Consider the following 18,823-nt stretch of genomic DNA (forward strand, 5'->3'; position numbering starts at 1 on the left):
CAGGCGATCAGGTGACGTCCGGAAATCTATGATGGAACGACCGCAGGAGGTCGCTCATCACCTGCGAATTGCGATGTTGCCGTGGCAACCGTACGTCGAACACGCCGAGCACATGGGTTGGCCGTGGCGCGAGCACGATGATGCGGTCCGACAGCATCAGTGCCTCGCGTAGATTGTGCGTCACCATCAAGGCGGTCGTTGGCCGTGCCGACCACACGGTCAAAAGCAGATGCCGAAGCCGCTCGGCGGTCTGTTCGTCGAGCGAGACAAAAGGTTCGTCCAGGAAAAGCACCGCCGGCTCGGTGGCGAAAGCCCTGGCAAGTGCTGCCCTGCGCGCAAGGCCGAGCGACAGTTCGGCAGGATAGAGCGAGCGCATGCCGGCGAGGCCGAGCGTGTCGAACAGCCCGTCCAGATTTTTCGCTCTCAAGCTTTTCGGCAACGCCAGCCTGACATTCTGTTCCACCGTTCGCCACGGCAGCAGGGTCGGTTCCTGGAATACGGCGGCGATGCGGTTCGAACCTCCTTGCGGCAACTGAAAGGAGCCGGAAAAGTCTTTGTCCAAGCCAAGCAGGATACGCAGCGTCGTGGTTTTGCCGCAGCCCGACGGTCCCAGCAAGCAGGCGAATTCGCCTTGCCGGACCTCGAAGGAAAGGTCCTGAAGCGCGGTGATCGAGACGCCTCGCGCGGACCTGAAGGTCTTTTCGGCGATGTCGACCTTAAGCGGGACGACGGCGCCAACGGGTTGCATGTCGTTCAACGGGCTGCACCAGGAGGAGTTCAATGACAAGCATCACCGCCACGAAAGCCAGCGTGTAGGCAAGGATGGCGGCGACATCGAAGAGCTGGAAATAGAGATGGATCTGGAAGCCGACACCGTTCGAGCGGCCGAGCAGTTCGACGACCAGGACGATCTTCCAGATGAGGGCGATGCCGGATCGCGACGCGGCGGCAAGATAGGGCTGCAATTGCGGCAGCAGGATATGGCGGATGCGTTCAAGGCGGCCGAAGCGATAGACGGTGGCCATTTCGGCGTAACTTGGATCAAGCGCCCTGGCGCCTTCGCGCATCGTCACCACGACATTCGGGATCTTGTTCACCGCCACCGCGCCGATCGCCGCCGCCTCGTTGAGGCCGAACCAGATGTAGCCGAGGACGATGACCACCAGCGCCGGGATGTTGAGGAACAGGATCACCCATGGGTTGAAAAAGCGGTCGACGCGACGATGGCTGCCGAGCAAAACGCCGATGACGGATCCGACGATCATGGCGACGATATATGCCGCGGCGACCCGGCCGAGAGTCACGCCGAGATGGTAAAAGAGGTCGCCGCTCGCAGCCTCCCTGAGAAGCACCTGCCAGACCTGCCGAGGCCCTGGAAAGGCACGGCTTGGCCAGACGCTTGCCGCAAGGTTCCACAGCAGGCAAAGCCCGAGCAGGGAGACCGCTACGGTCAGCGCGGGCATGAGTGCCGTCGCCAGACTGCGTCGGCCGGACATGCTCGGCGGAGCATCACGCGTGCCGTCGGTCCCCAATGCGGTCATTTCCGGGGATCCTGCCAGAACGTGCCGGGCGCCATTTCCGGCGCGCTGCCGACAAGTTTCGCGCCGCCGACCGCCGCCAACACATGGTATAGCCTGCCGGCGTCGGCCGCTTCCTCGGCGACCGACCGTCTGGGAATGCCCTGGCGGTAGCGATCGCGCAGTTTTTCCAGTTCCTTGCCTTCAGCGCGAATGATCGGCGCCAGGCGCAGCCATTCGTCATCGGATCTGGCCAGCAAGTCCTTGGCTTGCGCGGACGCCCTCACGAAACCCCTGACTGCATCCGGGTTCTCGTTTGCCCATTGGTCATGGAAGACGTAACCGAGGGCCGAAACGGGTCCCAGAGCCCCGAGCGACTTTGCCGCGTCGTTCACGCCGATCAGTCGACGGAAGCCATTGGCCTCGAGACGGGCGCAAAAATGCCAGAAATTCAGCACCGCATCGAGTTCGCCCTGTATTGCCTTTTCCGAAATCAGCGGCGGCGCGCCAAAGACGATGTCGCTGGTTGCCGACAGGTCGACGTCGAGATCGCGTCTGGTCAGCGCTTGGATAAGCAGCCAACTCTTGTCGAGCGGGCCGCCGGCGACGCCGATTTTCTTGTCCTTGAGATCGGCGATCGTCCGGATCGGCGAGTCCTCCTTCACCATGATCGCCCCCACGGCGGTCGAATAGGGGGTCAATGTGACGTCACCGCCTTCGGAGCGCTGGCGCGAGACCCATAGCCAGTCGGAGACGATCATGTCGATCGCGCCAGCCAGCATCGCGACGTTGGTTGCATCCTCGCCGGCGAAGTCGATGATCTCCAGATCGATCCCGTTGGCGGCATCGAATTTGTGCCGCCTTAGCGTATCGAGTTCCCAACTCACGGTTCCAAACTTCAGCACACCGAGGCGAATCCTGGCTGCCGCAACGACCGGCCTGGTAGCAAGAACAGCGGCTGTCCCGAGAACCGCTAGACGCAGCGTCATGCGCCGTGAAACCATCATGACACCTCCTCCCCAGGGTTCCGCGCAGCCAAATCAGATGGCTCGTTCCTTGCTCGGAAATGCGCATTTCCAGCGCATGACCTTGAGGTTCGGGTGTTCTTGAGACCATTTCGCGATTTCGCTGGGGGCAAGGATCATGCATTGGAACAGAGTGCCGCGGCTCTCGAAATAGAGATGTTCGTCTCGGCAATTGCTCGGATTGGCGCTGAGGCAAACCGTCAATATGAGATCGACCATGTCCATTCAGCACCTCTTGCGCGTTCCCAAACGCCCATATCGGCGAGCCCAGCCCAACCAGGAGCGAGGACAAAATCACCGCTTGCCGGATTTCCCGAGGTGCCAATGGAGAAACCGGAATGAGGTCAAGCTACGCGCTCGCCGGATAGCCGTCAACAAAGACGAATGGACAGGTCTCTTGAGCACCCAGGCCTCTAAACCTTTGTACGATTGACTTTCACAACATGCCAATTAGCTTCTGAGCCACGCGGCGCGGCTCCACGGGAGAAGCGGATATTCCACTCCACCGCGTAAGGCGCATGCAGACGGATCAAAGGATCGGCATGCGCAAATCGTCCAGGGCACCCAGACGATCAATGAGGAAATACCATGCGCGCAATCGCATTTTTCGCAGTCATGTCCGTTGTGCCCTTCATCGCGAGCCAATCCCAGGCCCAGGATGCGGCGGCTGGTGAGAAGGTCTTCGCCAAATGCAAGGTCTGCCATGCCGCCGACCAGGACAAGAACAAGGTCGGCCCGTCGTTGAACGGCGTCATAGGCCGAACGGCTGGGACACACCCGGGGTTCAGCTATTCTCAGGCGATGGTCGCGGCTGGCAAATCCGGCGTCAAATGGGATGAGCCCTCGCTGAAGACCTATCTTCACGATCCCAAGGCCATGATCAAAGGAACGAAGATGGCGTTTGTCGGCCTCAAGCAGGACGAAGACATCGCCAATGTCATTGCCTATCTGAAGCAATTCTCGAAATAGAGCGCAGCCGGCCGTTCGAATTTGCGTTCGGCCGGCGGACGCCTTGATCACGCATCGGCTTGCAGCCTCTGCATGGCCGAAGGCAGATCGAAAAGGCTGTCGCAAACGAGGTCGGCGCCAAGCTCTTCCACCGGAATGTGGCTGTAGCCGCCGCGCAACAGAATGACGGGCATGCCGGCGGCGCGTGCGGCGCCCAGGTCGGCGCCACTGTCTCCGACCAGCAGCGCGTCGCCGGCGTCGACCCCAAGCTGTGCCAACGCCAGCAGCAGGGCGTCGGGCGCCGGTTTCAGGTATGTCACCGCGTCTCCGCCAACGATTGCGCCGAAATATTCCGTCAATCCGAAATGAAGCAGGATTTCGCGGGTCGCCAACTGCGGTTTGTTGGTTGCCACCCCCATGCTTACTCCGCACAAATGAAAGTGGGTGAGAGCCTCCCTGACTCCAGGCATCAGCCTTGTCAGGCCGGTCAGATGCCGGCGGTAGATAGGCGCCATGACGCGGTTGGCCTCATCGAGAGCGTTGCCGAGCAGTGGCGCTCCCGACGCCGCGAAGGCTCGCTCGATCAATTTCCTGACGCCGCCGCCGATCATGGCCGTGACCTGATCCAGGCGCAGCGGCGGCAGACCGCGACTGGCCAGCAGTTCGTTGACGGCGGCCGCTATGTCCGGTGCCGAGTCGACCAGCGTGCCGTCGAGATCGAACAGGATCGCCTTCGGCGATCGAAGCGGCCTACCTGCGCCGACGTTCATGCGGCATCCTTCCACTTGATCGAGCAGCCGATCGAGGCGATCTGGTCCAGCGGCCCGTCGCCGGTTCGGGCAACCTGCTTCATCGCCTCGAACAGGTCGCGTCTCAGCCCGGGCGCTCCGGCTTCTCGTCGCGAGGCGTCCAGCCGACCGCGATATTGCAGTCCCAACTCGCTGTTGAACCCGAAGAAATCGGGAGTGCACACGGCTGCGTAATCGCGCGCCACAGTTTGGCGGTGGTCGTGTAGGTAAGGGAAGCTGAAGCCGTTCGTCGTGGCGAAGAGCTTCATTTGGTCGAAGGAATCCTCCGGGTAGGTGTCGGCATCGTTTGAGTTGATCGCGACAAAGCCGATACCTTCGGCCTTGAGATCGTTGGCATCGCGCACGATACGTGAAATCACCGCCTTCACATAAGGGCAGTGATTGCAGATGAAGGCCACGACCAGGCCGTTCGGGCCGGCCTGGCTGAAGATCGAATGCGACCTGCCGTCGACGCCAGGCAAAACGGCATCGATGGCGCGCCAGCCGAAATCGCAGACAGGGGGGACGGCCGCCATGCTTGCCTCCGATGGAATTGTTTACGCGGCTTTCCGGATCGCACCGTCGGCCGTCTGTCGGATGGCTCCAATGTTGGCGCGATAAGCCGCCTCGGTGCCCCCCTTGAACACGGCCGACCCGGCGACCAGCACATTGGCCCCGGCCGCGGCGACCAGCGGGGCGGTTTCGGCCGTGACGCCGCCATCGATTTCGATGTCAATCGGGCGGTGGCCAACCAGTGCCTTGATTCGCCTGATCTTCTCGATGACCGCGGAAATGAAGGCCTGGCCGCCAAAGCCTGGATTGACCGTCATCAGCAGCACCAGGTCAAGCCTGTCGAGCACATACTCGATGACGCTCTCCGGCGTCGAAGGATTCAGCGATACGCCGGCCTTCTTGCCGAGATTTTTGATCGCCTGCAGGGAACGATCGAGATGCGGCCCGGCCTCGGCATGCACCGTGATGATGTCGCAGCCGGCGTCGGCGAAGGCGGCCAGATAGGGGTCGGCCGGCGCGATCATCAGATGGCAGTCGAAAATTTTGTCCGTTCGGCCGCGGATCGCCTTGATCACCGGCGGACCGAAGGTGATGTTGGGCACGAAATGGCCGTCCATCACGTCGAGATGGATCCAGTCGGCACCCGCCCGCACGACAGCTTCGACCTCGTCGCCGAGCCGCGAGAAATCCGCGGAAAGCACGGAGGGTGCGATGATTGTCCTGGTGACCATGGTCGTCGTCTCCAATTCTGTCTGCGGGTGTTGGTCGCTGCGCCAGCCGGCTCCATCCCGTCAGCGCATCTTCGTCTCCGGTTCGCCTTCGAGTTTCCCTTCCGCGAACACGCGGCTGCCGCGGATGTCGGATTCCTCGATGGTGATAAGATCGGCTTTGGTCAACACCCGGCTGCGCGATGCGAAAAGCCGGTTGGCCTGCCGCAGCCGCGCCCGGTCGAGCCCATTGCGGACCGAACGCGCGTTGGAGAAATGCGGCAGCCTCATGCGGATCGGAAGATACTCTTCGAGCGCACGGGACGCCGCCTCGCTGAGGCGATAATTCTGCTCCGCGAGCATAATCTCGGCGATCGATTTCAGTTCGCTGACACCGTAGTCGGGGAAATCGAGGTGATGGGCGATGCGCGAACGCATGCCGGGATTGCTGTCGAAGAAGCGGTCCATCTTGTTCTTGTAGCCGGCAAGGATCACAACCAGATCGTCACGGTTGTTCTCCATGCACTGCAGCAGGATTTCGATCGATTCCTGGCCGTAGTCGCGTTCGTTCTCGGGCTTGTAGAGATAGTAGGCCTCGTCGATGAAAAGCACGCCGCCCATGGCACGCTTGATCACCTCGCGGGTCTTGGGCGCGGTGTGGCCCACATACTGGCCGACGAGATCGTCGCGCGTCACGGCGACCATGTGGCCTTCGCGGACGTAGCCGAGACGATGCAGGATTTCGGCCATCCTCAGCGCCACGGTGGTCTTTCCGGTGCCGGGATTTCCCGTAAAGTTCATGTGCAGCGTCGGGGCGCCCGAGGTCAGCCCGAACTTGCGGCGAAGCCGGTCGACCAGGAGGAGAGCGGCGATCTCGCGGATGCGAGTCTTGACCGGCTTCAGGCCAACGAGTTCACGGTCGAGCTTGTCCATGACCTCGTCGATGTTGGACGCCTCGAATTCGGCCTGCAGATCAACCGTCGCGTCCTGTGCGGCAGCGTCCTTGGTCATCGCGTTCAGCATGGTTCGGCTAGCTCCGCTCGCCCTCGGGCCTGTCGGTCGCATAAGGCACGATCGAATAACCCTGGCTGCGGCCGTCGCGCTCCTGGCGCAGCAGCCGGAACCCGGGTTCGCTGGGCGGCCGGTTGACAATGAACGACATGCGCGGGGCTTCCCAGCCCTTGGTCGAATCGAAGGCGGTTACCCGCACATACATGTTCGGACAGGCTTTCCGGCAAGCGTTGACCTCGAGCAGTATGCCCGCCGGATCTTTCAAGTCGAACATCGGGTTGCCGTACATTTCCCAATAGGTATTTCGCGGATGCGGATCGTCCGTGTACTCGACGCTGACCGCCCAATGGTTCTTCAGCGCGTATTTGATCTGCGCCGAAATCTGCTCATCGGTCAGGTCGGGCAGGAACGAGAACTGTCCCTGCGTGACCTTGTTTCCCGGATTGGTCATCATGACGACGGTTCCTTTCGTCTAGAAGCTGGGCGTTGCGGTTGGCACGAAGTCGGCCGTGTCGGTCGATTCGTAGTTGAAGGTGACGTCCTTCCAGGTCTCCAGGGCAGCCTTCAGCGGCGTGCACCATCTGGCCGCCTGTTCGAGGATCTTGGTCCCTTCGCGCAAATAATCGCGCCCCTCGTTGCGGGCCAGGATCATCGCTTCCAAGGCGACGCGATTGGCTGTCGCGCCAGCCTGGATGCCGTCCGGATGGCCGATCGTGCCGCCGCCGAACTGCAGGATGACGTCCTCGCCGAGATAGTGGATCAACTGGTGCATCTGGCCGGCATGGATGCCGCCCGAGGCGACGGGCATCACCTTGTTGAGCGAGGCCCATTCCTGATCGAAGAACAGCCCGGTTTCGAGGTTCTGCGGCGTGCGCTCCTCGCGCAGCGTGTCATAAAATCCCTTGATCATGAGCGGGTCGCCTTCCAGCTTGCCGACCACCGTGCCGGCATGGATGTGGTCGACGCCGGCCATGCGCATCCATTTGCAGATGACGCGGAAATTCATGCCGTGGTTCTTCTGGCGCGAATAGGTCGAGTTGCCGGCACGGTGCAGGTGCAGGATCATGTCGTTGCGGCGCGCCCACTTGGCCATCGACTGGATCGCCGTGTAGCCGATGACGAGGTCGATCATGACGATGCAGGAGCCAAGCTGCTTGGCGAATTCGGCGCGCTCGTACATCTCCTCCATCGTGCCGGCGGTGACGTTGAGATAATGTCCTTTGACCTCGCCGGTGGCGGCCGACGCCTTGTTCACGGCCTCCATGCAGTAGAGGAAGCGGTCGCGCCAGTGCATGAAGGGCTGCGAGTTAATGTTCTCGTCGTCCTTGACGAAGTCGAGGCCGCCCTTCAGCGCTTCGTAAACGACGCGCCCGTAATTGCGTCCCGACAGGCCGAGCTTCGGCTTCGTCGTCGCGCCGAGCAGCGGCCGGCCGAACTTGTCGAGCCGCTCACGCTCCACCACGATACCGGTCGCCGGCCCCTGGAAGGTTTTGAGGTACGCCACCGGGATACGCATGTCTTCCAGCCGCAGCGCCTTGACTGCCTTGAAGCCGAACACATTGCCGATGATCGATGCGGTCAGATTGGCGATCGAGCCCGGCTCGAACAGGTCGAGGTCGTAGGCGATGTAGGCGAAGTACTGTTGTTCGGTTTTGGTTCCGGGACCGGTGTTCGGCACCGGCTCGGATCTGAAAGCCTTGGCGCGGTAGAGTTCGCAAGCGGTCAGCCGGTCGGTCCACACCACGGTCCACGTCGCGGTGGAGGATTCGCCGGCGATGGCCGCCGCCGCCTCCTCGTGGTCGACGCCCGGCTGCGGCGTGATCCGGAACATGGCGATCAGATCGGTTTCCTTGGGCCTGTAGTCAGGCTCCCAGTAGCCCATCTTCTTGTAGGGGATGACCCCTGACTTGTAGCGTTCCTTGCCTTCCTTGAGCGTTCCCGCTGGCAGTATGTCGATCTTGTTCATGACAGGTCTCCTGTTTGTTGCTCAGGCGGCTTTCGCGGTGGCGATATGGGGATCGAGCTTTCCCGCGGCGTAACGTTTCGCCATCTCGTCCATGGCGATGACCTTGATCTTCGAGGCGTTGGACGCCGTGCCGAAACGCTCGAACCGGTCCCGGCAAAGGTCGCGCAAGGCGTCCATGGCGGGTTTCAGGAATTTACGGGGATCGAACTCGCGCGGGTCTTCCGTCGCGACGCGGCGGAACTGCCCGGCCATGGCCATGCGGCAATCGGTGTCGATGTTGACCTTGCGCACGCCGTAGCGGATGCCGCGCTCTATCTCCTCGACCGGAACGCCAAAGGTCTGGGGCATCTCGCCGCCGTATCTGTTGATGATGTCCTGCAACTCCTGCGGCACCGAGGACGAGCCGTGCATGACCAGATGCGTGTTGGGCAGCTTCTCGTGGATCGCCTCGATCACCTGCATGGCCAGGATGTCGCCGTCCGGCTTGCGGGTGAATTTGTAGGCGCCGTGCGAGGTGCCGCAGGCGATCGCCAGCGCGTCGACCTGGGTTGCGGTCACAAAGTCGACCGCCTGATCGGGATCGGTCAACAACTGGTCGTGGGAAAGCGCGCCTTCGGCGCCGTGGCCATCCTCTGCCTCGCTTTGACCGGTTTCCAGCGAGCCGAGCACACCCAGTTCGCCTTCGACGGAAGCGCCGACCCAATGCGCCATGCGTGCGACGCGTTCGGTTATGGCGACGTTGTAGTCGTAGCTGGCCGGCGTCTTGGCGTCCGCCATCAAGGATCCGTCCATCATCACCGAGGTGAAGCCGTGGCGGATCGCGGAAAGGCAGGTGGCCTCGCTGTTGCCGTGGTCTTGATGGATGCATAGCGGGATGGTCGGGTGGATTTCGGTCAGCGCCTCCATCATCTTGGCCAGCATGATGTCGTTGGCATAGGATCGGGCGCCACGCGAAGCCTGGATGATGACAGGCGCGTCGCAGGCCTTGGCCGCTTCCATGATGGCGAGGCCCTGTTCCATGTTGTTGATGTTGAATGCCGGTACGCCGTAGCCGTGCTCGGCGGCATGGTCGAGAAGCTGGCGAAGGGTGATGCGAGCCATTGTGAATCCTCCTAGATGATGAGCTTCAGCGCCGCTGCAGCAACCGCTTCGGACGTTATGTTGAAATGCCGGTAGAGGTCGGGGGCAGGGGCGCTGGCGCCGAAGCCGGTCATGCCGACGAAAGCACCGGTCTCGCCGATCCAGCGGTCCCAACCCAGCCGGGCTGCCGCTTCGACCGCGACGCGCGGCGCCGAGCCGAGGACGGCCTTGCGGGTGGCGCTTTCCTGCTCCTCGAAAAGCTCCCAGCACGGCATCGACACGACGGCGGCGGCGACGCCATGCTCGGTCTCCAGCCTTTCGGCGGCAGCAACCGCGATCTCGACCTCCGAGCCGGTGGCGATCAGGGTGACGGCGCGGTGCCTTGCCGGCTCCCGCAGGATGTAAGCGCCCTGGCAGGAGCGGTTCTCGTCGCTGTGCGACCGACGCAGCATCGGCAGGTTCTGGCGCGACAGCACCAGGACGCTCGGCCGATCCTTGCTCTTTAGCGCGAGTTCCCAGCACTCCGCCGTTTCGATGACATCCGCCGGGCGGAAGACGTTGAGATTAGGCGTGGCACGCAGCATCGCAAGGTGCTCGACCGGCTGGTGCGTCGGGCCGTCCTCGCCGAGGCCGATGGAATCGTGTGTCATCACATAGATGACGCGCTGGCCCATGAGCGCCGAGAGCCGCATCGCGCCGCGCGCATAATCGGCGAAGCACAGGAACGTACCGCCATAGGGCACGAAACCGCCATGCAGCGCGATGCCGTTCATGGCGGCCGCCATGCCGTGCTCACGAATGCCGTAGTGAATATAGCGGCCGGCATAGGCACCCGGTGCAATGCGGTTCATGCCCTTGGTGATCGTCAGATTCGAATGCGTCAGATCGGCCGAGCCGCCGACGGTCAACTCCGTTGCGCCGTTGATGGCCTCCAGCGCCATTTCGGAGGCTTTTCGCGTCGCCACCTTGGTTGCCTTCTCGACATGTTCGCGACGAAAGGCGTCGAGCGCTTCGAAGACCGTATCAGGCAGTTCGGCGGCGACGGCGCTTTCAAAAACCTCGCGCCGCGGCGAGGCGGCAAGCCGCTGCTCCCAGGCGCGCCGCATTGCTTCGCCGCGACCGGCAATCTCGCGCCAGGCGAAAAGGATATCATCCGGCACATCGAACGGCGCGTGCGCCCAGCCTATGTTTTCGCGTGTCGCGGCGATCTCTGCTTCACCCAGCGGTGCGCCGTGTGTCTTCTCCGAACCGCCGAGATTGGGGGCACCCATGCCGATCACTGTGCGGCAGGCAATCAGCGATGGCCGATCCGACCGCCGCGCCGCCTCGATTGCCGCGGCGACTGCCTCCGTGTCGTGCCCGGCGACACTTTGGACATCCCAGCCGGCGGCCTTGAAGCGCGCCGGCTGGTCCATCGACGTGGAGAGGGAGGTCGGCCCGTCAATGGAAATCGCATTGTCGTCCCAGAAGACGATCAGGCGGGAAAGCTTCAGGTGACCAGCGAGGTCTATCGCCTCGTGACTGATTCCCTCCTGAAGGCAGCCGTCGCCCGCAATGACATAGGTATGATGATCGACCAGATCGGCACCGTGGCGGGCGGCAAGCATACGTTCCGCCAGCGCCATGCCGACCGCCGTGGAAATGCCCTGTCCGAGCGGTCCGGTGGTGGTCTCCACGCCAAGCGCATGGCCGTATTCCGGATGTCCGGCGGTGCGGCTGCCCAACTGCCGAAATCGCTGCAATTCCTCGATCTGCATGTCTTCATAGCCGAGCAGATGATGCAGCGCGTATTGCAGCATCGAGCCGTGGCCGGCTGAAAGCACGAAACGATCACGGTCGGGCCAGTCCGGCCTCGACGGATCGATATCGATGAAGCGGTTGAACAGCACCGTTGCGACGTCGGCCATGCCCATCGGCATGCCAGGGTGACCCGAATTCGCCTTTTGGACGCTGTCCATCGCCAGCGCTCGAATGGCGTTCGCCATGTCGCGCTCCGAGACGGGAGCGGTTGTGGTGACGGGCTTCAGTGCTGTTTGGCTGGTCATTGCATCCTCCTCACGACACACGGCTCTTGCGTTCAATCAATTGCAGGATGAGCGGCGTCAGGATCAGCTGCATGGCAAGATCGAGCTTGTTGCCTGGCACCACGATGGAATTTGGCCGCGACATGAACGAGTCGTGGATCATCGACAGCAGATACGGAAAATCGATGCCGCGCGGATTGGCGAAGCGGATAACCAGCATCGATTCGTCGGGCGTCGGGATCCAGCGCGCGATGAACGGGTTGGACGTGTCGACGATCGGCACGCGCTGGAAGTTGATGGCGGTCTGCGAGAATTGCGGGACGATGTAGCGGACATAGTCGGGCATCCGGCGCAGGATCACGTCCATCACCGCCTCGGTGGAATAGCCGCGTGTCGAACGGTCGCGATGGATCTTCTGGATCCATTCGAGATTGATGACCGGCACGACCCCGATCTTGAGATCCGCATGCTTGGCTAGATTAATCGTGTCGGTGACGACACAGCCGTGCAGCCCCTCGTAGAAGAGCAGGTCGCTGGGAGCGAACTCGCGCCATTCGGTGAAGGTTCCCGGTGGCGTGCCGTGCTGCTTTTCCTCTTCCTCATCATGAATGTAGGTGCGGGTCTTGCCGGTTCCGCGGCGGCCATATTCCGCGAACACCTCTTCGAGAATTCCGAGTTCGTTGGCCGCTGCATTGAAATGGGTGAAGTTCGGGTTGCCGGCCTTTTCCTCCTCGGCCACCTTTGCCTTCATCGCCGCGCGATCGTAGCGGTGGAAGGCGTCGCCTTCGATGAAAGCGGCCTCGATGTTCTCGCGCCGGAAAATCAGATCGAAGATGCGCTTGACCGAGGTCGTGCCGGCGCCCGACGACCCGGTGATGGTGATGATGGGGTGCTTGGCTGACATGGTGCTGCTCAGGCTCTGAACAGGCCGCGGCGGCTGAACAGCGGCGCACGCTCACCGATGTTGCTCGGCTCTGTGTGGTAGCGGGTGATGCGCGCGACTTCCCGCGCCGACCCGAAGATCATCGGCACGCGCTGATGCAGGCTCTCGGGTTCGATTTCCAGGATGCGGTTGATCGCATCGGTGGCGGCACCACCAGCCTGTTCTATGAGATAGGCGATCGGGTTGGCCTCGTAGACGAGGCGCAGCCGTCCCTGACCATAGCCCTTGCGCCGATCGCCGGGGTAGAGAAAAACGCCGCCGCGCATCAATATGCGGTAACAGTCGGCAACCAGAGAGGCGATCCAGCGCATGTTGAAATCCTTCTCGCGCGGTCCTTCGGTGCCCTCCAGGCAGTCGTCGACATAGAGCCGCACGGCCTCGTCCCAGTGCCGGTAGTTGGCGGCGTTGATGGCGAATTCCTGAGTGCGTTGCGGAATGATCCGGCTTTCATAGGCCTGGACGAAGGTGCCGAGCCTTGTCGAGAAGACGAAGACATGCGTGCCGCTGCCGAGCGACAGGACGAGTGCCAGCTGCGGCCCATAGATGAAGAAACCGGCGCCTAGCTGGTTCACGCCCGCCTGCAAGAAAGAGGCGGCCGGATCAGCGTCCGGCGCGCCAGTTGCGGTCAGGAGCGAGAAGATCGTTCCGATCGAGACGTTGGTGTCGATGTTGGAAGAGCCGTCGAGCGGGTCGATCGCGATGGCTAGTGGCGCTTGCCTGTCGAGCAGGACCGGCTGCTCCAGTTCCTCGGAGGCGTAAAGCGCGACAGGCGCCCGGCGCATGGCGTCGAGGAAGATGTCGTCGGAGAAGACGTCGAGATCCTTCTGGACGTCGCCGTCGGCATTGGCGCCACGGGTTTCGGCAAAGGCGGCGCCGAGCACCCCTTGGTTGATGGTGTTGCGGACCTTGATGGCGGCCTGTGTCAACTGACGGACGGTCGTCACAACTGCCGAGCGGAATTCGTCAGGCTGGCCGAGATAGGAGTTCAGAAAAGCGTCGAGCGTTGCCGCTGGCATCGTAACCTCCCGGTCCGGCCGCATCTCCTCGGAGCGGCTGGACTGGAGGAATGGAAACAAACGTCGCGAGATAAGTAAAATTCAATAACTTTACTTAGCCAGTAAAAATAATTTAGTATGCGGCATGAGGAACCTCACGCTCAAGCATTTCAAGACCGTCCAGGCAATCACCAGGTGCGGCAAAATTGTCAGCGCGGCCAAGATGTTAGGTCTGTCTCCTCCAGCGCTGACAATCCAGTTGCGGCAAGTGGAGGAAGAATTCCAGCTGGCTCTGTTCGACCGAACGTCGGACGGCATGCGTCCCACTGCCGCAGGTCGGGCTTTCGTCGAGACAGCGCAGGTTATCGAGGAGCATCTCGGTTTGCTCGAAGACAAGATGGATGCCATCAAGGGCGTACGCACCGGCAGCTTGAGGCTCGGCGTCGTTTCCACCGCCAAATATTTCGCGCCGCGGCTGATGGCCGCGTTCATGAAGGACCATCCCGACATCGACATGCGGCTTGCCATCGGCAACCGCGCCCAGACGATCGACAACCTCAGGAACCACGACATCGACATCGCGCTGATGGGGCGCCCGGCGAAAGAGGTTCCGGTGCGTGCTTCGGTCTTCGGCGATCACCCGCTGGTCATCATCGCGCCGCCCGACCATCCGTTGGTCGCGGCGCGAGATATCTCCAAGGAGCGGATCGCGGAGGAGCATTTCCTTATTCGCGAGCCCGGCTCCGGAACCCGCATCTCGCTGGAAATATTCCTGAGCGACGTGCCTGGCCGCATCGACGATCTCGGTGTCGAGATGGCGTCGAACGAAACGATCAAGCAGGCGGTGATGGCCGGCCTGGGCATCGCCTTCATCTCTGCCCACACCATCGCTGCGGAAACCGAAGCAGGCCGGCTTGTCATCCTCGACGTTGTCGGCATGCCGATCCGCCGGCAATGGTTCTCAGTGATGCGAACCGATCACGCAATCTCGCCGGCCATGGCCACGTTCAACGATTTCCTGATGCGCAAGGGCGCGATGTACCTGCCCCTTTTCGGAAAGCTGTATCCAGACAAGGCGGGATGACATTGCACGAACGCGACGGAAAGTCCGGTGGAGAACGCCCGCGATCGTTGGTGTTATATAAGCGATGTGTTATGTTGCAGTGCGAAAGAGCGGGGGGCACGTCCTTTCACACCCGTAAGCGATCTGTATGTGCAACCCCTGCAGACTGTTCGGAAATCTCCCGGGTAGGGTTCGGGAATTCGATGGGGAAAAGGGGTAATGCTTTACACACTCGTTATGATGGTCTGCCTGACGGATATACCGCGGACCTGCGAACAACGCGAACAAATGGTGGACGGTCTGGCGATGAATCCCGGGACTGCCTTCATGCAGGCGCAGCCGCTGGTGGCTCGGTGGATCGAAACACATCCCGGTTATTTCGTGCAGCGTTGGCGTGTGCTGCCTGGCAGGGAGTCATGAGACAGGCAGCCAAGCTCTATTTGTTCACGACGAGCGTTTCCGAGACGGTCTTCGACAACTGGTAAAGCCGCTGCTCGATTATCGTGGGCACATCGCAGACATAAGTCAGCGACTGGACCCGTTCGGTGAAAATTCGCGTCGCGAAATTCAGCTGGTCGGTTCGCCGTTCGACTTCGTCCGGATCCGCATCGGCCTTGGCGCGCAGCGCGTCGACTTCGGATGCTTCCTTGCGCAACTGTGCCGCCATTTCGAGCTGTTTGTGCGCATAGCGGGAGATGCCGGAGATCACGTGCGAGCGCTCGGCGTCCATATGGTCGAACATTCCTTGCACCAGCATCGTCATTTTTGGTGCGACCTGCTCGGGCGGCAGGGAAGTCGCGAAATCCTTGATCTCTTTTTGGGCTTCGGCAATCGGCGTCCGCCGGGCCGCCACCGCCTCGACAAGCGCCGACACACGGGCATCCTTCGCCCAATCTTTCGCGGTCGCAGGAAGCTCCGGCCCATTCCAGATCTGGCCAAGCGAGAGCCGTGGCACCTTACGCTGTATGCAGGGCCAGTCGGGATCGGTGTTTGCCGCGCCGGTGCCTCCCATCGAGCCAAGCGTGGCGACCACAACGAGAGTGTGAACAAGTCTCATTCGCGCCATCAGGCGTTTCCTCCCATGTCCTGCTTGCGGATCACCAAACCGCGCGAAGGGTCGTATGCGATGATGGCGCCGCCCAGAAACAGCAGCGTGCAGCCGGCCACGACGCCCAGCGACAGCCACTCGATCTGCCCGTAGAAAGCAAAGCGGATCAGTTCGACGGCATAGGTGAACGGGTTGCAGAGGCAGATTTTGTAGAGCAGCGGGCTCGCCTCCTGGATGCGCCACAAGGGATACAGCGCCGGAGACGCGAAATAGCCGGGAAAGATGACGAAGTTCATGATGCCGGCGAAGTTTTCGAGCTGCTTGATCAGCGAAGACAAGAGCATGCCGAGAGCGCAAAGCATCATGCCCGACAGGAACAGCGCCGGCAGCACATAGAGGTAGCCGAGTGGCGGCGCTTTGACGCCCCACAACCAGGCAACGATCAGGAACGCGTAGACCTGCACGATCGATACGGCCACGCCGGCGAGCATCTTCGACACCAGCAGGAACCAGCGCGGAAACGGGCTGACCAGCAGGATGCGCATATTGCCCATCTCGCGGTCGTAGACCATCGACAGCGAAGACTGCATGCCGGAAAACAGCAGGATCATGCCGCAAAGGCCCGGCGTGATATAGACCTCGTAGAGCACATAGGTCTTGTAGGGTGGGATGATCGACACGCCGAGCACCTGGCGAAAGCCGGCGGCGAAGATGAACAGCCAGACGAGCGGCCGGACCAGCGAGGAAATGAAGCGTTCGCGCTGGTGCAGGAAGCGCAGGCACTCGCGCAGGACGACGCCTTTCAGGCAAATGAGATAGTGGCGCAGGCCGAATGGCTCAGACCGCACTGGCATGATGCCGGCGAGCTTTCCAGGCATCGCAGGAGCGCTCATGGCGACGTCTCCGCCATGCCCGCCGCATCGACGCGGCTGAGCTTCGAAAAGGTTTCGCGAATCGAACTTCCACCGTTCGCACGGATCACATCCGACACCTTGCCGCTCGCGACCAGATCACCCCGCCGCAGTATGACGACATGGTCGGCGTCTTCGACTTCGTCGATCAGATGCGTGGCCCAGAGCACGCCGATGCCCTCGGCTTGGACGAGCTTGCGGATGGTGGCGAGGATGCCCGCGCGAGACTCAATGTCGAGGCCTACGGTCGCCTCGTCAAGCAGGAGCAGGGAAGGGCGGTGCAACAGCGCCCGGGCGATTTCGATGCGCCGCATCTGACCGCCGGAGAGGCTGCGTGCCTTGTCATGCTGGCGGCCCTGCATGTCGACCGTTTCAAGCAGCGCGGCAATGCGCTGGCGAGCGTCGCGTCCGCCAATGCCATGCAGCGAGGCGTGGTATGAGAGATTCTGGTAGACGCTGAGGTCGAGGTCGAGCGTGCGTGCCTGGAACACGATGCCGACGCGTCTGAGTGCTTCGCCGGATGCGCGGCGAATGTCATGGCCGAAGATGCGGATCGATCCGTGACGCGTGTCGTAGAGGTGGCTTATCAGTGAGAACAGCGTTGTCTTGCCGGCCCCGTTGAGGCCGAGCAGAACGGTGAAAGTCGCCGGCGCGATCGAGAAGGAGACGTCGTTGAGCGCCCGCTTCTGGCCATAGGAATGGCTGACGGCACCGACATCGAGCGCCGCCACCTCTTCTCCCGGACCGCTTGTCCTCATATGCTGCATGCCGGGCCGCTCCTTCAGGACGCGTTGGCTATCTGGCGCCTTGATCGCCTTTTGTCTCACTTGATCGTAATCTTGCCCTTCAGTCCCTTGTCGGCAAGGTCGGGAACCGACCAGGTATATTCGCCCGGGCGAACGGTATGGAACTGCACCTGGATCGTTCCCGCGTCGTCGAATTCCAACCAGGCTGGTCCGCCGTCCATATGCACTTCCAAATCGTTGATGACGATCTGGTCCATCCAGACATTGCGGAAGAGGTCGGTGACGAACTTGTATTCGAAACCGCCCTTGGAGGTGATCTTCCAGCGATAGCCCTGGCCGGCGATCAGCTCGAAATCCTTCTGATTGACGGCGTAAGTGGAATCGGCCGAACCGATAATCAGTTCCGGCAGGTTCTTGCTGGCACGCGACGGTTTTGGTGTTGCGTCGTCGGCGCTTGCTCCGGTCGGAGCAAGGACGAATCCGGCGAGCGCGGCGAAGAAAAACCTGCGGAAAAGTTTCATGTCTTGAGCCTCCCGATGATCAATGTCTGCTATTTGGGCGAAATGACCACACCCCAGGGCTGCTGGCCCACGGTGAGCGATTGGACCGGCTCGTCGGTGGCCGTGTCGATGAAGGTGATATCGTTGGAATTGCCATTCGTGGTGATCAGCGTTTTCTGGTCGGGCGTGAAGGCCAGATGCCAGACACGCTGGCCGACGAGGATGTATTTCTCCACCTCGTAGGTGTCGGTATTGATCACCGCGACATGGTTCGCCGGGCCGAGCGCGACATAGGCTTTCTTACCATCGGCGGTGATGGCGATGCCTACCGGCTGGATGGTTTCGGCCCGCAGTCCCTGAATCGCGAACTGAATCTTCTTCACCACTTCGCGTTTGGCGTTGTCGATGACGCTGACAGTGCCACCGACCTCGGCGCTGACCCAGACCTGCGAGCCGTCGGGCTTGAAGTCGGCGAAGCGCGGGCGCGTGTCGACCAGCACGTTGTCGGTCACCTCATGCGTGCTGGTGTCGATGAAATGCGCCATGCTGGTGGTTTCCGAGGTGTTGACCATGGTCTTGCCATCGGGGCTGACACCCATGCCTTCCGGTTCCACGCCGACCGGAATCTCGGCCAGGACCTGCTTGCTTTCGACGTCGATGGCGGTGACGAGATTATCGTCCTCATTGGCGACATAAAGCGTCTTGCCGTCCGGCGAGAGCACGAACAATTCGGGATCGGGGCCGGATGGCAGCGTACCGACGATTTCAAGCGTCGCGGTATCGATGATCTGGACCGTATCGTCATCGCTGGCGCATAGGTAGACGAACTTGCCGTCATGCGAGATGGTGATGCCGCGAGGTCTCTGGCCGACTTCAACTGTCTTCACCACCTGCATCGTCGCCGTGTCGACGACGGTCATCGTGTTGTCCTTCTCGTTGGAAACGTAGGCCGTATAGGCCGATGCCGGACTGGCCGTCAGGCCGGCCGCTAGAATGGCGAATGCGCAAGCTCGTTTCTGCACGCAAATTCCTCCCGAT

The 18,823-nt window shown here is 61.7% G+C and carries 22 protein-coding genes; 3 read left to right on the forward strand and 19 right to left on the reverse strand.

All coding sequences use genetic code 11. The annotated features are described in order from the left end of the window. Positions 1-7: 7 nt before the first annotated feature. From AC0L3E_RS18230 to AC0L3E_RS18245, 4 genes are read right to left on the reverse strand one after another with little or no spacing between them, the layout of a single operon-like run. Positions 8-748 carry an ABC transporter ATP-binding protein gene (locus tag AC0L3E_RS18230; RefSeq protein ID WP_032900692.1) on the reverse strand — a complete coding sequence of 247 codons (741 nt, stop codon included), beginning with the start codon at positions 746-748 and terminating at the stop codon, positions 8-10. Beyond that, on the reverse strand, positions 717-1,541 hold the full coding sequence (locus tag AC0L3E_RS18235; protein WP_473605295.1) for an ABC transporter permease: 825 nt from the start codon (positions 1,539-1,541) through the stop codon (positions 717-719). Before AC0L3E_RS18235 ends, AC0L3E_RS18230 begins: the two co-directional genes overlap by 32 nt. Then, positions 1,538-2,524, reverse strand: coding sequence for an ABC transporter substrate-binding protein (locus AC0L3E_RS18240; RefSeq protein WP_127327540.1), 987 nt, complete (start codon positions 2,522-2,524; stop codon positions 1,538-1,540). Before AC0L3E_RS18240 ends, AC0L3E_RS18235 begins: the two co-directional genes overlap by 4 nt. Positions 2,525-2,557: 33 nt before the next feature. Beyond that, the gene (locus AC0L3E_RS18245) at positions 2,558-2,767 is read right to left on the reverse strand and encodes a hypothetical protein (RefSeq protein ID WP_127269602.1); all 210 of its coding nucleotides are present in this window, start codon (positions 2,765-2,767) and stop codon (positions 2,558-2,560) included. Between the two features lie 363 nt (positions 2,768-3,130). Between AC0L3E_RS18245 and AC0L3E_RS18250 the strand changes: the two genes are divergently transcribed. Beyond that, positions 3,131-3,511 (forward strand): c-type cytochrome, encoded by a 381-nt coding sequence (locus AC0L3E_RS18250; protein WP_127321093.1) that lies wholly within the window; start codon positions 3,131-3,133, stop codon positions 3,509-3,511. A 47-nt stretch (positions 3,512-3,558) separates the two neighbouring features. On the opposite strand, the gene gph is transcribed toward AC0L3E_RS18250, so the two are convergent. Genes gph through AC0L3E_RS18300 form a run of 10 tightly spaced genes read right to left on the reverse strand, consistent with a single transcriptional unit; the run spans position 3,559 to position 13,538 of the window. Next, positions 3,559-4,260 (reverse strand): phosphoglycolate phosphatase, encoded by a 702-nt coding sequence (gene gph, locus AC0L3E_RS18255; RefSeq protein WP_473605296.1) that lies wholly within the window; start codon positions 4,258-4,260, stop codon positions 3,559-3,561. Next, positions 4,257-4,814: a thioredoxin family protein gene (locus AC0L3E_RS18260; protein ID WP_127327538.1), complete on the reverse strand. Its 558-nt coding sequence runs from the start codon at positions 4,812-4,814 to the stop codon at positions 4,257-4,259. Before AC0L3E_RS18260 ends, gph begins: the two co-directional genes overlap by 4 nt. Before the next feature lie 21 nt (positions 4,815-4,835). Beyond that, positions 4,836-5,522, reverse strand: coding sequence for a ribulose-phosphate 3-epimerase (rpe, locus tag AC0L3E_RS18265; RefSeq protein WP_128309087.1), 687 nt, complete (start codon positions 5,520-5,522; stop codon positions 4,836-4,838). Positions 5,523-5,582: 60 nt separating this feature from the next. Next, on the reverse strand, positions 5,583-6,521 hold the full coding sequence (gene cbbX, locus AC0L3E_RS18270; RefSeq protein WP_128288647.1) for a CbbX protein: 939 nt from the start codon (positions 6,519-6,521) through the stop codon (positions 5,583-5,585). 7 nt (positions 6,522-6,528) lie between these two features. Beyond that, positions 6,529-6,963, reverse strand: coding sequence for a ribulose bisphosphate carboxylase small subunit (locus AC0L3E_RS18275; protein WP_013532057.1), 435 nt, complete (start codon positions 6,961-6,963; stop codon positions 6,529-6,531). A gap of 18 nt (positions 6,964-6,981) precedes the next feature. Then, a complete protein-coding gene (locus AC0L3E_RS18280) occupies positions 6,982-8,475 on the reverse strand; it encodes a ribulose-bisphosphate carboxylase large subunit (protein ID WP_013532056.1) in 1,494 nt (497 codons plus the stop codon). 21 nt (positions 8,476-8,496) lie between these two features. Then, positions 8,497-9,576: a class II fructose-bisphosphate aldolase gene (gene fba / locus AC0L3E_RS18285; RefSeq protein WP_127267899.1), complete on the reverse strand. Its 1,080-nt coding sequence runs from the start codon at positions 9,574-9,576 to the stop codon at positions 8,497-8,499. An 11-nt stretch (positions 9,577-9,587) separates the two neighbouring features. Then, positions 9,588-11,600 carry a transketolase gene (gene tkt / locus AC0L3E_RS18290; protein WP_473605297.1) on the reverse strand — a complete coding sequence of 671 codons (2,013 nt, stop codon included), beginning with the start codon at positions 11,598-11,600 and terminating at the stop codon, positions 9,588-9,590. Between the two features lie 10 nt (positions 11,601-11,610). Beyond that, a complete protein-coding gene (locus AC0L3E_RS18295) occupies positions 11,611-12,483 on the reverse strand; it encodes a phosphoribulokinase (RefSeq protein WP_027036917.1) in 873 nt (290 codons plus the stop codon). 8 nt (positions 12,484-12,491) lie between these two features. Next, complete coding sequence (locus tag AC0L3E_RS18300) at positions 12,492-13,538, reverse strand: class 1 fructose-bisphosphatase (RefSeq protein ID WP_023810405.1); 1,047 nt, start codon at positions 13,536-13,538, stop codon at positions 12,492-12,494. 124 nt (positions 13,539-13,662) lie between these two features. Between AC0L3E_RS18300 and AC0L3E_RS18305 the strand changes: the two genes are divergently transcribed. Together AC0L3E_RS18305 and AC0L3E_RS18310 are read left to right on the forward strand one after the other, a co-directional pair. Continuing rightward, a complete protein-coding gene (locus AC0L3E_RS18305) occupies positions 13,663-14,601 on the forward strand; it encodes a LysR family transcriptional regulator (RefSeq protein ID WP_128308897.1) in 939 nt (312 codons plus the stop codon). A 198-nt stretch (positions 14,602-14,799) separates the two neighbouring features. Then, a complete protein-coding gene (locus AC0L3E_RS18310) occupies positions 14,800-15,000 on the forward strand; it encodes a hypothetical protein (protein ID WP_127269848.1) in 201 nt (66 codons plus the stop codon). Between the two features lie 16 nt (positions 15,001-15,016). Here AC0L3E_RS18310 and AC0L3E_RS18315 read toward each other — a convergent pair whose 3' ends face one another. Genes AC0L3E_RS18315 through AC0L3E_RS18335 form a run of 5 tightly spaced genes read right to left on the reverse strand, consistent with a single transcriptional unit; the run spans position 15,017 to position 18,807 of the window. Beyond that, complete coding sequence (locus tag AC0L3E_RS18315; RefSeq protein WP_245469955.1) at positions 15,017-15,592, reverse strand: hypothetical protein; 576 nt, start codon at positions 15,590-15,592, stop codon at positions 15,017-15,019. Positions 15,593-15,645: 53 nt separating this feature from the next. Beyond that, positions 15,646-16,482, reverse strand: a complete 837-nt coding sequence (locus AC0L3E_RS18320; protein ID WP_050580490.1) for an ABC transporter permease — start codon at positions 16,480-16,482, stop codon at positions 15,646-15,648. Between the two features lie 35 nt (positions 16,483-16,517). Beyond that, the gene (locus AC0L3E_RS18325; protein ID WP_127269842.1) at positions 16,518-17,306 is read right to left on the reverse strand and encodes an ATP-binding cassette domain-containing protein; all 789 of its coding nucleotides are present in this window, start codon (positions 17,304-17,306) and stop codon (positions 16,518-16,520) included. 56 nt (positions 17,307-17,362) lie between these two features. Beyond that, positions 17,363-17,806, reverse strand: a complete 444-nt coding sequence (locus tag AC0L3E_RS18330) for a hypothetical protein (RefSeq protein WP_127269840.1) — start codon at positions 17,804-17,806, stop codon at positions 17,363-17,365. Positions 17,807-17,835: 29 nt separating this feature from the next. Further along, positions 17,836-18,807, reverse strand: coding sequence for a YVTN family beta-propeller repeat protein (locus AC0L3E_RS18335; protein WP_127268107.1), 972 nt, complete (start codon positions 18,805-18,807; stop codon positions 17,836-17,838). Between the last annotated feature and the right edge of the window lie 16 nt (positions 18,808-18,823).

The organism is Mesorhizobium sp. WSM4822 (assembly GCF_055811155.1).

Excerpts from the sequence above, each read along its gene's own strand:
- AC0L3E_RS18230 (WP_032900692.1), bottom strand. The coding sequence starts at position 748 with ATGCAACCCGTTGGCGCCGTCGTCCCGCTTAAGGTCGACATCGCCGAA.
- AC0L3E_RS18235 (WP_473605295.1), bottom strand. The coding sequence starts at position 1,541 with ATGACCGCATTGGGGACCGACGGCACGCGTGATGCTCCGCCGAGCATG.
- AC0L3E_RS18240 (WP_127327540.1), bottom strand. The coding sequence starts at position 2,524 with ATGATGGTTTCACGGCGCATGACGCTGCGTCTAGCGGTTCTCGGGACA.
- AC0L3E_RS18245 (WP_127269602.1), bottom strand. The coding sequence starts at position 2,767 with ATGGACATGGTCGATCTCATATTGACGGTTTGCCTCAGCGCCAATCCG.
- AC0L3E_RS18250 (WP_127321093.1), top strand. The coding sequence starts at position 3,131 with ATGCGCGCAATCGCATTTTTCGCAGTCATGTCCGTTGTGCCCTTCATC.
- gph (WP_473605296.1), bottom strand. The coding sequence starts at position 4,260 with ATGAACGTCGGCGCAGGTAGGCCGCTTCGATCGCCGAAGGCGATCCTG.
- AC0L3E_RS18260 (WP_127327538.1), bottom strand. The coding sequence starts at position 4,814 with ATGGCGGCCGTCCCCCCTGTCTGCGATTTCGGCTGGCGCGCCATCGAT.
- rpe (WP_128309087.1), bottom strand. The coding sequence starts at position 5,522 with ATGGTCACCAGGACAATCATCGCACCCTCCGTGCTTTCCGCGGATTTC.
- cbbX (WP_128288647.1), bottom strand. The coding sequence starts at position 6,521 with ATGCTGAACGCGATGACCAAGGACGCTGCCGCACAGGACGCGACGGTT.
- AC0L3E_RS18275 (WP_013532057.1), bottom strand. The coding sequence starts at position 6,963 with ATGATGACCAATCCGGGAAACAAGGTCACGCAGGGACAGTTCTCGTTC.
- AC0L3E_RS18280 (WP_013532056.1), bottom strand. The coding sequence starts at position 8,475 with ATGAACAAGATCGACATACTGCCAGCGGGAACGCTCAAGGAAGGCAAG.
- fba (WP_127267899.1), bottom strand. The coding sequence starts at position 9,576 with ATGGCTCGCATCACCCTTCGCCAGCTTCTCGACCATGCCGCCGAGCAC.
- tkt (WP_473605297.1), bottom strand. The coding sequence starts at position 11,600 with ATGACCAGCCAAACAGCACTGAAGCCCGTCACCACAACCGCTCCCGTC.
- AC0L3E_RS18295 (WP_027036917.1), bottom strand. The coding sequence starts at position 12,483 with ATGTCAGCCAAGCACCCCATCATCACCATCACCGGGTCGTCGGGCGCC.
- AC0L3E_RS18300 (WP_023810405.1), bottom strand. The coding sequence starts at position 13,538 with ATGCCAGCGGCAACGCTCGACGCTTTTCTGAACTCCTATCTCGGCCAG.
- AC0L3E_RS18305 (WP_128308897.1), top strand. The coding sequence starts at position 13,663 with ATGAGGAACCTCACGCTCAAGCATTTCAAGACCGTCCAGGCAATCACC.
- AC0L3E_RS18310 (WP_127269848.1), top strand. The coding sequence starts at position 14,800 with ATGCTTTACACACTCGTTATGATGGTCTGCCTGACGGATATACCGCGG.
- AC0L3E_RS18315 (WP_245469955.1), bottom strand. The coding sequence starts at position 15,592 with ATGGGAGGCACCGGCGCGGCAAACACCGATCCCGACTGGCCCTGCATA.
- AC0L3E_RS18320 (WP_050580490.1), bottom strand. The coding sequence starts at position 16,482 with ATGCCAGTGCGGTCTGAGCCATTCGGCCTGCGCCACTATCTCATTTGC.
- AC0L3E_RS18325 (WP_127269842.1), bottom strand. The coding sequence starts at position 17,306 with ATGCAGCATATGAGGACAAGCGGTCCGGGAGAAGAGGTGGCGGCGCTC.
- AC0L3E_RS18330 (WP_127269840.1), bottom strand. The coding sequence starts at position 17,806 with ATGAAACTTTTCCGCAGGTTTTTCTTCGCCGCGCTCGCCGGATTCGTC.